Raw genomic sequence first — 13535 nt, 5'->3', positions numbered from 1 at the left:
GGCCCGGTTACAACAGCGGCTTCTCGCCGCGCTGCCATATTTTCAGAATCAACCGTTCTGCCGCCAGACTGGCGCTGTTGGTAAAGCGATCCATCATTTTACGCTTACGTGCGTAATGGACGCCCAGCACGGTGAAGCGATCCATATGCTTGATAATCAACGCATCGCTGGTGCCGATTTCATCAATTAAACCCAAATCCAGCGCCTGACGGCCATACCAATGCTCGCCGGTCGCCACTTTGTTCAGATCTAGCGACGGACGCATCTGCTGCACGAAATCTTTAAACAGCTGATGCGTTTCATTAAGATCTTCCTGGAATTTCTCGCGCCCTTCTTCGGTGTTTTCACCAAACAGCGTCAAAGTCCGTTTGTACTGACCGGCGGTATGCAGCTCGACGTCAATATCGTTACGCTTTAACAGGCGGTTGAAGTTGGGAATCTGCGCGACCACGCCAATTGAACCAATAATAGAAAACGGTGCGGCCACAATGCGATCCGCCACGCATGCCATCATGTAACCACCGCTGGCAGCGACTTTATCCACCACCGCCGTCAATTGCAGACCGGCATCGCGCAGGCGTTGCAGCTGCGAAGCCGCCAAACCGTAGCCGTGTACTACGCCGCCGGGGCTTTCCAGGCGAAGTAGCACTTCATCGCCCGGCACCGCAACTGCCAGCACCGCGGAGATCTCTTCACGCAATGAGGTGACTTCACTCGCGTCCATGCTGCCTTTGAACTCCAGCACATACAGCGTGGGCTTCAGCGTCTCGCTCACGCCCGCTTTAGCATTGCGTTTATCGGCTTTCGCCTTTTGCTTCTCTTCTTTCTTATGCTGCTTGAGCCACACTTTTTGCGCCTGTGGCTTCATTTTGGCGAGCTGCAGATCTTCCTTCATCTCACGATAATCATCATCGAGATGCGTCAAACGCAGCTGACCGCTGCTGTGACGTTTACGCAGCGCGGCATTTAGCACAATCAGAACAATAGCTGCGATCGCCACCACCACGGTAACGGCCTTAGCCAGAAATAATCCATAACTGGAGAAAAAATCCATTCTGCCGCCTTATTAAACAGTAAATTACAACAGCTGTAAGTTTACCCGCTTTACGCGCTGTCGTCGCCTGAAATGCCCGCAGGCGGCACAGAATGCGAGGCTCAAGCGTTGCACCGCGCGGCAAATTCAGGCATAAAGCCAAAAACCTTCTGACCCGAGCAAAGGACATCGCTGTGCATTATCAACCGAAAAGCGATCTGCTGGAAAATCGCATCATCCTCGTCACCGGCGCTTCCGATGGCATCGGCCGTGAAGCGGCGCTGACCTATGCGCGCTACGGCGCGCGCGTCATCCTGTTGGGCCGCAACGCCGACACCCTGCAGAAAACGGAGCAGGCCATTAACCAGTTAAATAAGCAGCCAGCCGCTTCTTTATTACTGGATCTGGCCAAAGCTACGCCAGAAAGCTGCCAGCAGTTAGCCGACCAGGTTACTGCGCTGGTGCCGCGTCTGGATGGCGTGCTGCACAACGCTGGCATTCTGGGCGAAATCGTACCGTTGGAGGAGCTCGATCCGCAGATCTGGCGTGACGTGATGCAGATTAACCTTGATGCCACCTTCTATTTAACTCAAGCATTACTGCCGCTGCTGCTGAAATCAGATGCCGGATCGCTGGTGTTTACCACGTCCAGCGTGGGCCGCACCGGCCGTGCAGGCTGGGGCGCGTATGCGGTTTCGAAGTTTGCCACCGAAGGTATGATGCAGGTGCTGGCCGACGAGTATAAAAACCGTCACTTGCGGGTGAACTGCATCAATCCTGGCGGTACGCGCACCAAAATGCGCGCCAGCGCTTTCCCGGATGAGGATGCCAATTTACTCAAAACCCCCGCGGATTTGATGCCGCTCTACCTCTATTTGATGGGTGATGACAGCCGACGTAAAACCGGCACCAGCTTTGATGCGCAGCCGGGACGCAAAGCGGGGCCGGCAACCGCATGAATGATCGCCATCAGCAACGCCAGCAGCGACTAAAAGAGCAGGTTGATGCCCGAATCGCCGCCGCCACCGAGACGCGCGGCATTTTGATGGTGTTCACCGGTAACGGCAAAGGGAAAACCACCGCGGCTTTTGGCACCGCGTTGCGCGCCTGCGGACACGGTAAAAAAGTGGCGGCGGTACAGTTCATTAAAGGCGAATGGCCCAACGGTGAACGTAACTTGCTGGAACAGCACGGCGTCGAATTTCAGGTGATGTCCACCGGTTTTACCTGGGATACGCAGAACCGCGAGACCGACACTGCCGCCTGTCAGTTGGTGTGGCAGCAGGCGCGTCGTATGTTGGCCGATAGCCGCGTCGATCTGGTGATCCTGGATGAAATCACGTACATGGTGAGCATGGATTATCTGGATTTAGCGGAGCTGGTCGATGTGCTGCAACAGCGCCCTGCTCAGCAAAGCGTAATCATTACCGGTCGAGGCTGTCATCGCACGTTGCTGGATTTGGCTGATACCGTAACGGAAATGCGTCCGGTGAAACATGCGTTTGATGCGGGAATTCAGGCACAGCACGGAATAGATTGGTAACACGCTGACGCCGCAGAGCGCGGCGTCAGGCTTAGGATCAGGAACCGCGTTTGGTGTTATTCCGACGCGGATTGTTGCTCACCACACCGTGACGTTTTACCGCACGACGAATTTGGTTAGCTTTGGTGCGACGACGATCCTTTTCAACGGCCACTTTCGTTACCGTCTCTTCCGGCATACTGACTAACGTACGCAGATAGTTGACTGCCGGTAATTCCATCTCGATCCAGCCGCCGCGTGGCAAGCCTTTTGGCAACTGGATATCACCGTAACGCACACGCATCAGTCGGCTAACCTGCACGCCAACCGCTTCCCACAGACGGCGCACTTCGCGGTTACGACCTTCGGTCAGCGTCACGTTGTACCATTGGTTAATGCCTTCGCCGCCGGCAAACTTAATGGTTTTGAACGATGCCGGGCCATCTTCCAGCTGCACGCCTTTGCTCAGCTGACGGATTTTATCGTCATCCACTTCGCCAAACACGCGAACCGCATATTCACGCTCCACTTCACGGCTTGGGTGCATCAAACGGTTAGCCAGTTCACCATCGGTGGTGAACAGCATCAAACCGCAGGTATTCACATCCAGACGACCGACGGCAATCCAGCGTGAACCACGCAGACGCGGCAGACGATCAAATACGGTTGGACGCCCTTCCGGATCGTTACGCGTGCAGAGTTCACCTTCTGGTTTGTAGTACGCCAATACGCGACACACTTCGGTCGCCGACTCAGCGATGGAAACCAGATGGCCATCGATACGAATTTTCAGGGATTTATCACTTTCGATGCGATCGCCAAGCGTCGCCAGTTTGCCGTCAACGCTGACGCGTCCGGCTGAAATCATGGTTTCGATTTCGCGACGCGAACCGTGACCGGCGCGCGCTAATACTTTCTGTAATTTTTCGCTCATGGAGCCTCGTTGTCGCCTTCCCAGGCGTCGTGGTAAGAAGAGGTGCGATACAGGGATTACCAATTCCCATATCAGAATCTGTTACCGCTCTGCATCGCTGCTGCAATCTCAGACGGCCCGCGATTTTACACTAACGCAAGTTTCGTTAACACCTTTTCCTTTGCTGCCGATAACAGAGGGTCTGGTAAAAACATGGCCATTAAGACCATGACGATAAACATTCAGCTGGCTGATAGATCGATCTTATTTGCATCCGCAGCATCCACGCCAAGTGACTGAATTATTATTACTTGTCCCTAACCTTTCCCGCCTGAGCCTGTTATCAACTTAAGACAACTGATACATTAGCGCTTTGAAAGACTGCTTAACCGCTATTGCTCGCCACGCTTAAGGATAATCACAAACTTTAAATCTAAGTAAAAACAATAAAACAGCATAAAAAACTATTTAATAGCATTAAATAAGGTCCATTACAGTAATAAATGCAAACTGATAGTTTATTGGCACTACAGGTTGGATTAAGTCTGTATTTTTGTATTATTTGATTAATATTAAATTTGATGAATTGTTCTGCAGAAAAAACTGTGTAAAATTTAAGCCTGAAATCCAGTGCGTCGTCATAATAACATAGCTTTCATTTACTATTTATATTCGTTCAACTTACAAATCATTAACGAACCACAGTGTAATTTCACTGATATTACAAACCGGCGCGCGCGGGATTAGACGCGTTTATTCATTTACGGAATGAATTTAATTTGCATGTCGAAAGTCTTCACCAGGGATTTTACGGACATGCTTTAAAGAAGATCACAGCCATGAAAACCTCTCTGCTTTGGCCTGCGCTCGCTGCGCTGGCACTGAGCGGTTGTTCCGTGGGCCACACTGAGTACAGTCGTACTGCGATGCAACACGTTGATATGAGCGTGACAGGCATCCCGACCGTGCTGGGTTTGGGCATTCTCGGTACAACCATTCCTTTGACGCCAGAATACAGCCTGACGGCGGCGCACGTGGCAAAAACGGCCGTGCAGCGTGTCAAGGCCTATCATCCTTATTGCGACGTCGCGATTATTTATCATAAAAACAGTCCAGAAACGCTGGCGAAATTCCGCAACGGTGCTATTGGCGAACCGATTAAAATGTACGGTTACAGCTTTATTTCCGCTATGCCGGTGGAATCGAGCGGCGTTAATTTAGCGCGTACCGCCATTACCAATAAATGGAATAAAAAGCCCTGTATGGCGATGGCATCAAATGCTGGCGTGGTGCAAGGGATGTCGGGTGGCGCGGTATATAATGCGGACCAAACTATTGGCGGGGTGATTGTCGGTTACAGCCATGAAATATCTAACGTTCGCAGCAAGAAAGTCATCTTAAAAGATGTCTCGCTATATATTCCGTACGGGGATTTCAAAACCTGGCTGGAATCCAATATTGGTCAGACGCAGGAAGCCACGCCTGACCATGCATGATTACTGGAACGGGCGCGTGTCACCGACACCTTCGCGCACCACCACCGGCGCATCGCTGGTGAGATCGATCACCGTGGTCGGCTGCTGTCCCAGCGTGCCGCCATCGATGATCAGATCCACCAGCTTGCCAATGCTGTACTGAATCTCTTCCGGATCGGACTCGGTGAAATCATTGCCGGGCAGCATCAGCGAAGTCGACATCATCGGCTCGTTGAGGCGCTCCAATAGCGCCAGCGCCACCGGGTTGGACGGCACGCGTAGCCCGATGGTTTTACGTTTGTCATTCATCAGACGACGCGGCACTTCTTTCGTCGCCTTCAAAATGAAGGTGTAGTTGCCCGGCGTGTTGTTTTTCAGGAGGCGAAACGCGGAGTTATCCACCTGCGCGTACGTCGACAGCTCCGAAAGATCGCGGCACATCAGCGTAAAGTTGTGATTGCCATCCAACTGGCGAATGCGACAAATGCGTTCCATGGCATTTTTCTCTTCCAGACGACACCCCAGCGCATAGCCGGAATCGGTTGGATAAACAATCACGCTGCCTTTATTGAGATAATCAACGGCCTGATTTACCAGGCGCGGCTGCGGATTGTCGGGATGAATGTGAAAATATTGACTCATAAAAACCTCATATCACCTGTCTGTAACAGCAATGCTGGGCGCCAATGCGGGGAAGCGTTCCCAAACCGGCTCCACGCCGCCCGGTAGCCATAACTTGCGTCCCAGTTCTATCCACGGACAAGGTTGGTGGAAATCTGATCCCTGCGACCCGGCTAACTGATGGTCACGCGCATAGGTTGCCAGCTGCGTGCGCTCGTTGGGCGCTTGCTGGCACTGCGCGACCTCCATGGCATCGCCACCCACGTCGGCAAAATGCGCAATCAGCCGCTTTAACCATTTAGCCGACAAACCATAACGACCGGGATGCGCCAAAACGGCATAGCCGCCAGAATGATGAATAGCATCAATGGCTTGTTTAATTGTACACCATTGCGGCGGCACGTAGCCGGTTTTCCCGCGCGCCAGATAATTCTTGAATACCTGCGCCATATTGTCGGCTTTGCCAATCTCCACCAGATAACGCGCAAAGTGGCCACGCGTGATCAAGCCGCCCTGCGCCAGTCGCTGCGCACCGGCTAGCGCATCAGGAATGCGAGCGCGCTCGAGGCGTTCAGCAATCTGCTGCGCACGATCAAGGCGTGTCTGATACTGCTGCGCAAGGAATTCAGTCAGCGCGGGATGCTGGCAATCGACATTCAGCCCCACAATGTGGATTTCGTGATTTTCCCATAAGGTTGATGCTTCTAAACCGGCTAGCACGCGGATCGGTAGATCCTGTTGCATCACTGCCGCCTGCGCTTCTGCCACGCCCGCCACCGTGTCGTGATCGGTAATCGCCAGCACACCGACTTTCATCTCAACCGCGCGCTGCACCAGCGCGGTCGGCGTCAATAAGCCGTCAGAAGCCAGCGTATGGCTGTGTAAATCGTAAAGGGGAAAACGAGCGATGTCCGACAAAATAACTCCAGCAACTGCATAAACCGGCAGGCATGATAACGATTTTGCCCCTGGCTGAAAAAGAGTATTGACATTTTTCGCCCGAACCAGTTAACTAGTACACAAGTTCACACGTAACGGGTATTTAATCATGACTATTTTTGGTACGCATCTAAATGGTTGGTGGCGCGAAGATCCCTTTATCGGGCGACGTCGTCGTGCACAATTTGCGTAACCGCAGTGCAGATTGATACCTAAGCCCGCCGCCGAGCGGGCTTTTTTTTGAGCGAAATTCAGAGAATCCATTATGGCTATTGCGAAACCTACATTGAAGTTGATAACCGGTACCGCGCCCTACCGCGAAGATCCGGCCGCAGTGTTTCATCAGTTATGCGGCGCACGTCCAGCAACTCTGCTGCTTGAATCCGCAGATATCGACAGCAAACAAAACCTGAAAAGCCTGTTAATCGTCGATAGCGCGCTGCGCGTCAGTGCGCTGGGCAACATCGTCACCATCAAAGCGCTGTCGGAAAATGGTCGCGCCATCTTGCCGCTGCTGGACGAGGCGCTGCCCTCTGAGGTGCGTATCGAGGTGCGCCCTGATGGCCGCGAGCTGCATTTCACCCAGCCGCAAGGCATGCAGGACGAAGATTCCCGCCTGAAGGCCCTTTCCGTATTTGATGCGCTGCGCCTGATCCCGCAGCTGGTGAACAGCCCGGAAGAGGAGCGTGAAGCGATGCTACTTGGCGGCTTGTTCGCTTATGACTTAGTGGCCGGTTTCGAAGATCTGCCGCAACTGCGCAACGAACAGCGTTGCCCGGATTACTGCTTCTATCTGGCCGAAACCTTACTGGTGATCGACCACCAGCAGCGCACTGCTCGCCTGCAGGCCAGCTTATTCAGCCCATCGACCAGCGAGTTCCAGCGTCTGCAAGGCCGCATCGAACAACTGCGCGGCCAGATGACGCAAGCAGCGCCCGCATTGCCGGTCCAGCGCGTCGAGCACATGACGCTGAGCACCAGTCAGAGCGATGAAGAGTACTGCAACGTGGTGCGTGAGATGCAGGAAGCGATTCGCATTGGCGAAATCTTCCAGGTTGTCCCTTCACGTCGCTTCTCGCTGCCGTGCCCTTCTCCACTGGCCGCTTACGACACGTTGAAAAACAGCAATCCAAGTCCTTACATGTTCTTTATGCAGGATCAGGATTTCGCGCTGTTTGGTGCCTCGCCAGAAAGCTCACTGAAATATGACGCGACGTCGCGTCAGATTGAGATCTACCCGATTGCCGGTACGCGTCCACGCGGCCGCCATGCCGATGGCTCGCTGGATCGCGATCTCGACAGCCGCATCGAACTGGAAATGCGCACCGACCATAAAGAGATGGCTGAGCACCTGATGCTGGTGGATTTAGCACGTAACGATTTGGCGCGTATCTGTGTGCCGGGCAGCCGTTACGTGGCAGACCTGACTAAAGTTGACCGCTACTCGTTTGTGATGCATCTGGTGTCACGCGTGGTCGGCACGTTGCGCGCAGATCTCGACGTGCTGCACGCCTACCGCGCCTGCATGAACATGGGCACGCTGAGCGGCGCACCGAAAGTGCGTGCGATGCAACTGATTGCCGGGAAAGAAGGCACACGTCGCGGCAGCTACGGCGGCGCAGTCGGCTATTTCACCGCTAACGGCGATCTTGATACCTGCATCGTTATCCGTTCCGCGTGGGTTGAAGACGGCGTAGCCACCGTGCAAGCCGGTGCCGGCGTGGTGCTGGATTCCCAGCCTCAGGCAGAAGCGGACGAGAGCCGCAATAAAGCGCGCGCGGTATTGCGTGCAATCGCAACAGCCCATCACTGCAAGGAGATTTTCTGATGGCCGATATCCTGCTGCTCGATAACATCGACTCCTTTACTTACAACCTCGTTGATCAGCTGCGTACCTTTGGCCATAACGTGGTGATTTACCGCAACAACGTGCCCGCTGAGGTGCTGATTGAACGCCTGCAACAGATGGAAAACCCGATTCTGATGCTGTCGCCGGGTCCGGGCGCGCCGAAAGATGCCGGATGCATGCCAGATTTGCTGCAAGCGCTGCGCGGTCGTCTGCCGATTATCGGCATCTGTCTCGGTCATCAGGCGATTGTTGAAGCTTACGGCGGCCATGTCGGCCAGGCCGGCGAGATCCTGCATGGCAAAGCCTCTTCTATTACCCACGATGGCGAAGGCATGTTCGCTGGCCTGAGCAATCCGCTGCCGGTGGCGCGCTATCACTCGCTGGTCGGTAGCAATACGCCAGCCGAATTGACCGTTAACGCCAGCTACAACGGCATGGTGATGGCCGTGCGCCACGATGCCGACCGCGTCTGTGGCTTCCAGTTCCACCCCGAATCCATTCTCACCACTCAAGGCGCGCGCTTATTAGAACAGACGTTAGCCTGGGCGCTGGCGAAGTAATAGGGAGATTATGATGCAAACTATTCTGGAAAAACTTTATCAGTCTGAGACGCTGAGCCAGGGCGAGAGCCACCAGCTATTTAGCGCTATTATTACCGGTCAGCTGGAGCCGACGCAGTTAGCCGCCGCGCTGATTGCCATGAAAGTCCGTGGCGAGCGTCCGGAAGAGATCGCTGGTGCCGCTTCCGCGCTGCTGGCCGATGCAAAACCGTTCCCGCGCCCGGATTACACCTTTGCCGATATCGTCGGTACCGGCGGTGACGGCAGCAACAGCATCAATATCTCGACCGCCAGCGCCTTTGTTGCGGCAACCTGCGGCCTGAAAGTGGCAAAGCACGGTAATCGCAGCGTCTCCAGCAAATCGGGTTCTTCCGATCTGCTGGCGGCATTTGGCATCAATCTGGATATGCCTGCGGAACAAGCACGTGAGGCGCTGGACGATCTCAACGTCTGCTTCCTGTTTGCTCCGCAGTATCACAGCGGTTTTCGTCACGCGATGCCGGTACGTCAGCAGTTGAAAACCCGTACCATCTTTAACGTGTTGGGTCCGCTGATTAACCCTGCGCGTCCACCGCTAGCGGTGATTGGCGTGTATAGCCCGGAGCTGGTACTGCCAATCGCCCAAACGCTAAAAGTGCTCGGCTATCAACGTGCGGCTGTGGTTCACGGCGGCGGCATGGATGAAGTGGCGCTGCACAGCCCAACGCAGGTCGCCGAGCTGCGTGATGGCGAAATCACTGGCTATCAGCTGACGCCAGAAGACTTCGGTTTTGGCTTCCATGATAAAGACGCGTTGGCAGGCGGCACGCCGGAAGAAAACCGTGACATTCTGACCCGTTTACTCCAGGGTAAAGGCCAGCCCGCCCATGAGCAGGCGGTGGCGGTGAACGTCGCAATGTTACTGAAAGTGTTCGGAAATGAAGATTTGCGCGACAACGCACAGCGCGCCATCGCTGCCATTCGCAGCGGACAGGCCTACAAGCGCGTTGTCGCTCTGGCAGCGAGAGGATGAGATGAGTATTAAGGGCACTGTTTTAGAGAAAATCGTACAAGATAAAGCCGTCTGGGTTGAAGCGCGCAAAGCACAGCAGCCGCTGGCCACCTTCCAGAACGATTTGCAGCCTGCGGAACGTCATTTTTACGATGCACTGCGTGGCTCACGCACCGTATTCATCCTGGAATGCAAAAAAGCATCGCCCTCCAAAGGGCTGATTCGCGAGGATTTCGATCCCGCCACCATCGCTGGCGTATATCGTCATTACGCTTCTGCGGTGTCGGTGTTAACCGATGAAAAATACTTCCAGGGCGATTTTGCGTTCCTGCCGATTGTTAGCGCCGCCATCACGCAACCGGTGTTGTGCAAAGACTTCATCATCGATCCGTATCAAATCTATCTGGCACGTCATTATCAGGCCGACGCCATTTTGCTGATGTTGTCGGTGCTCGATGATGAGCAATATCGTCAGCTCGCCGCCGTGGCGCACAGCCTGAAAATGGGCGTGCTGACCGAAGTCAGTAATGAAGAAGAGATGGAACGCGCGATTGCGCTGGAAGCCAAAGTCGTCGGCATTAATAACCGCGACCTGCGCGACCTGTCCATCGACCTGAATCGCACGCGTCAGTTAGCGCCGCGCCTCGGACATGGCGTCACCGTCATCAGCGAATCTGGCATTCACAATTATGCGCAGGTACGTGAGCTGAGCCACTTCGCTAACGGCTTCCTGATTGGCTCCGCGCTGATGGAAGAAGCCGATCTCACTGCTGGCGTGCGACGCGTATTGCTCGGTGATAATAAAGTCTGCGGCCTGACCCGCGCCGAAGATGCACGCGCAGCGCAGGAAGCCGGCGCCATTTACGGTGGCTTGATCTTCGCTGAAGGCTCACCGCGTAAAATCAGCCGCGAGCAGGCGCAGATTGTGCAGGCGGCTGCCCCGCTGAAGTATGTTGGCGTATTCCGCAACAATGCAGCAAGTGACATTGTCACGCTAGCGGAAAGTTTAAAACTTTTTGCGGTACAGCTGCACGGCGATGAAGATCAGGCGTTCGTCGCAGAATTGCGTCAGGCGCTGCCAGCAGACACCAAAATCTGGAAAGCGCTGAGCATTAAAGAGCAGTTACCTGCGCGCGACTGGCCGCACGTCGATCGTTACGTGTTTGATAATGGCCAGGGCGGCACCGGCCAGCGTTTCGATTGGTCACTGCTGCAAGGCCAGGATCTCAGCAATGTGCTGCTGGCCGGTGGCCTAAGCGCTGACAACTGCGTAGAGGCCGCGCAGCTGGGCTGTGCCGGCCTCGATTTCAACTCCGGCGTAGAATCTGCGCCAGGCATTAAAGATGCCAGCAAAGTCGCGGCGGTATTCCGCACGCTGCGCGCCTATTAATTTCGCTTGCCCGCCATGGCGCGGGCCGAATAAGGAAGATGAAAAAATGACCACGTTATTGAATCCCTATTTTGGCGAGTTTGGCGGCCAGTACGTACCACAAATCCTGATGCCAGCCTTGCGCCAGTTGGAAAATGCGTTTGTTGAAGCGCAGCGCGATCCCGAGTTTCAGGCCGAGTTTACTGACCTGCTGAAAAACTACGCTGGACGCCCAACGGCTTTGACGCTGTGCAGCAACCTGACTAAAGGCAGCAAAACCCGCCTTTATCTTAAGCGTGAAGATTTGCTGCACGGTGGTGCGCATAAAACCAACCAGGTGCTGGGTCAGGCGCTGTTGGCTAAGCGCATGGGCAAAAACGAGATCATCGCGGAAACCGGCGCCGGTCAGCACGGTGTCGCGTCAGCGTTAGCCTGTGCCCTGCTGGGTATGAAGTGCCGCATTTATATGGGTGCCAAGGATGTTGAGCGTCAGTCGCCAAACGTATTCCGTATGCGTCTGATGGGCGCGGAAGTGATTCCGGTGCATAGCGGCTCAGCCACGCTGAAAGATGCCTGTAACGAGGCGCTGCGCGACTGGTCTGGCAGCTATGAAACCGCGCACTACATGCTCGGCACCGCCGCTGGCCCGCATCCGTTCCCGACTATCGTGCGTGAATTCCAGCGCATGATTGGTGAAGAGACCAAAGCGCAGATTCTGGAGCGCGAAGGTCGCCTGCCGGATGCGGTGTTAGCCTGCGTGGGCGGTGGTTCGAACGCTATCGGCATGTTCGCTGATTTTATCGAAGAAGAAAGTGTTGGCCTGATCGGCGTAGAGCCGGCCGGTCACGGGATCGAAACCGGAGAACACGGTGCGCCGCTCAAGCACGGTCGCGTGGGGATCTATTTCGGTATGAAAGCGCCGATGATGCAGACCGAAGAGGGGCAGATTGAAGAATCCTACTCAATTTCTGCAGGTCTGGACTTCCCGTCAGTGGGTCCTCAGCATGCGCATCTTAACAGTATCGGCCGCGCGGAATATGTTTCGATCACCGATGACGAAGCGCTCAGCGCCTTTAAAGAGCTGTGCCGTGCTGAAGGGATTATTCCTGCGCTCGAATCCTCACACGCGCTGGCACATGCACTGAAAATGATCCGCGAAAATCCGGAAAAAGAGCAGCTGCTGGTGGTTAACCTTTCTGGTCGCGGCGATAAAGACATCTTCACCGTTCACGATATTTTGAAAGCCAAGGGAGAGATCTGATGGAACGTTATAATCAGCTGTTTCAACGTCTGTCGGCGCAGCAAGAAGGCGCGTTTGTCCCCTTCGTTACTCTCGGCGATCCGTCACCTGAACTGTCGCTAAAAATTATCGATACCCTGCTGGAAGGCGGTGCGGATGCGCTAGAACTCGGTATTCCGTTCTCGGATCCGCTGGCCGACGGCCCAACCATACAGGGCGCGACGCTGCGTGCCTTTGCTTCCGGCACCACCGTGGCGCAGTGCTTTGAAATTCTGGCGACCGTGCGTCAGAAATATCCCGAGCTGCCGATTGGCTTGCTGATGTACGCCAATCTGGTGTTCAGCAAAGGTATCGACAACTTTTATGCGCAGTGTGAAGCGGTGGGCGTCGATTCCGTGCTGGTTGCGGATGTGCCGCTGGAAGAGTCTGCTCCCTTCCGTCAGGCTGCGCTGCGCCACAATGTGGCGCCGATCTTTATCTGTCCACCAAATGCTGACGATGAACTGCTGCGTGAGATCGCTGCGCACGGTCGCGGTTATACCTATTTGCTGTCACGCGCAGGCGTCACCGGTTCGGAAAATCGTGCCAGCCTGCCGCTGCATCACCTGATCGAAAAGCTGCGTGAGTTTAACGCTGCGCCGCCGCTGCAGGGCTTTGGTATCTCTGAACCCGGCCAGGTGAAAGAAGCCATCGCCGCCGGTGCGGCGGGTGCCATTTCCGGGTCGGCAATTGTGAAAATTATTGAGCGTAACCAGAACGATCCGGCAACGCTGCTCAGCGAACTGAAAGCCTTTGTGAGCAGTCTGAAAGCAGCCACCCGCTAAAATCTTCAGGGCCTTATTCGCTGGTGCGGATAAGGCCTTTTTATTGCCACAATTATCCCCAAACTCAAATTCCCGTCTACTCTCAGATTTTCATGCCCAGCGAAAACTGCGATTGGATCATTAAGTGGTAAAAATGCCCTCTTTCTGACTTTTTCGCGCGCGCCGATTTGCTGATTTCGCATCTCCAGACCACAATTAA

11 protein-coding genes, 1 pseudogene and 1 other annotated feature are annotated in these 13535 nt (G+C 54.7%); of the genes and pseudogenes, 8 read left to right on the top strand and 4 right to left on the bottom strand.

Annotated elements, in window-relative coordinates; translation table 11 throughout:
• Positions 1 to 7 precede the first annotated feature (7 nt).
• Positions 8 to 1054 carry a protease SohB gene (gene sohB / locus ACFQW4_RS09235; RefSeq protein ID WP_110866249.1) on the bottom strand — a complete coding sequence of 349 codons (1047 nt, stop codon included), beginning with the start codon at positions 1052 to 1054 and terminating at the stop codon, positions 8 to 10.
• 173 nt (positions 1055 to 1227) lie between these two features.
• On the opposite strand from sohB, the gene ACFQW4_RS09230 reads away from it, so the two are divergent.
• Positions 1228 to 1992: a YciK family oxidoreductase gene (locus ACFQW4_RS09230; protein WP_101764612.1), complete on the top strand. Its 765-nt coding sequence runs from the start codon at positions 1228 to 1230 to the stop codon at positions 1990 to 1992.
• Complete coding sequence (cobO, locus tag ACFQW4_RS09225) at positions 1989 to 2576, top strand: cob(I)yrinic acid a,c-diamide adenosyltransferase (RefSeq protein ID WP_377724953.1); 588 nt, start codon at positions 1989 to 1991, stop codon at positions 2574 to 2576. Before ACFQW4_RS09230 ends, cobO begins: the two co-directional genes overlap by 4 nt.
• 37 nt (positions 2577 to 2613) lie before the next feature.
• Here cobO and rluB read toward each other — a convergent pair whose 3' ends face one another.
• Positions 2614 to 3489, bottom strand: coding sequence for a 23S rRNA pseudouridine(2605) synthase RluB (gene rluB / locus ACFQW4_RS09220; protein ID WP_101764266.1), 876 nt, complete (start codon positions 3487 to 3489; stop codon positions 2614 to 2616).
• An 818-nt stretch (positions 3490 to 4307) separates the two neighbouring features.
• On the opposite strand from rluB, the gene ACFQW4_RS09215 reads away from it, so the two are divergent.
• The gene (locus ACFQW4_RS09215; RefSeq protein WP_110866252.1) at positions 4308 to 4964 is read left to right on the top strand and encodes a serine protease; all 657 of its coding nucleotides are present in this window, start codon (positions 4308 to 4310) and stop codon (positions 4962 to 4964) included.
• Here ACFQW4_RS09215 and ACFQW4_RS09210 read toward each other — a convergent pair whose 3' ends face one another.
• Positions 4965 to 5585: an L-threonylcarbamoyladenylate synthase gene (locus ACFQW4_RS09210; protein ID WP_110866253.1), complete on the bottom strand. Its 621-nt coding sequence runs from the start codon at positions 5583 to 5585 to the stop codon at positions 4965 to 4967.
• Between the two features lie 12 nt (positions 5586 to 5597).
• A complete protein-coding gene (locus ACFQW4_RS09205; RefSeq protein WP_377724950.1) occupies positions 5598 to 6482 on the bottom strand; it encodes a PHP domain-containing protein in 885 nt (294 codons plus the stop codon).
• Between the two features lie 154 nt (positions 6483 to 6636).
• Positions 6637 to 6745, top strand: a sequence feature (Trp leader region).
• Between the two features lie 23 nt (positions 6746 to 6768).
• On the opposite strand from ACFQW4_RS09205, the gene ACFQW4_RS09200 reads away from it, so the two are divergent.
• From ACFQW4_RS09200 to trpA, 5 genes and pseudogenes are all read left to right on the top strand, one after another.
• Entirely contained in the window at positions 6769 to 8331 is a 1563-nt protein-coding gene (locus tag ACFQW4_RS09200) for an anthranilate synthase component 1 (RefSeq protein ID WP_101764262.1), read from the top strand.
• Positions 8331 to 9924, top strand: a pseudogene (gene trpD, locus ACFQW4_RS09195) (bifunctional anthranilate synthase glutamate amidotransferase component TrpG/anthranilate phosphoribosyltransferase TrpD). The gene ACFQW4_RS09200 and the pseudogene trpD overlap by 1 nt, the downstream one beginning before the upstream one ends.
• Before the next feature lies 1 nt (position 9925).
• On the top strand, positions 9926 to 11293 hold the full coding sequence (gene trpCF / locus ACFQW4_RS09190; RefSeq protein ID WP_350260681.1) for a bifunctional indole-3-glycerol-phosphate synthase TrpC/phosphoribosylanthranilate isomerase TrpF: 1368 nt from the start codon (positions 9926 to 9928) through the stop codon (positions 11291 to 11293).
• A gap of 46 nt (positions 11294 to 11339) precedes the next feature.
• Positions 11340 to 12533 carry a tryptophan synthase subunit beta gene (trpB, locus tag ACFQW4_RS09185; RefSeq protein WP_101764259.1) on the top strand — a complete coding sequence of 398 codons (1194 nt, stop codon included), beginning with the start codon at positions 11340 to 11342 and terminating at the stop codon, positions 12531 to 12533.
• Positions 12533 to 13336, top strand: coding sequence for a tryptophan synthase subunit alpha (gene trpA / locus ACFQW4_RS09180; protein ID WP_377724946.1), 804 nt, complete (start codon positions 12533 to 12535; stop codon positions 13334 to 13336). The genes trpB and trpA overlap by 1 nt, the downstream gene beginning before the upstream one ends.
• Positions 13337 to 13535 lie beyond the last annotated feature (199 nt).

Origin of the sequence: Pantoea sp. GCM10028869, assembly GCF_042666835.1 — a bacterium.
GTDB lineage: Bacteria > Pseudomonadota > Gammaproteobacteria > Enterobacterales > Enterobacteriaceae > Pantoea > Pantoea leporis.
Note: the sequence above shows the minus strand (reverse complement) of the source record. Positions and strands in the feature narration are given on the sequence as shown.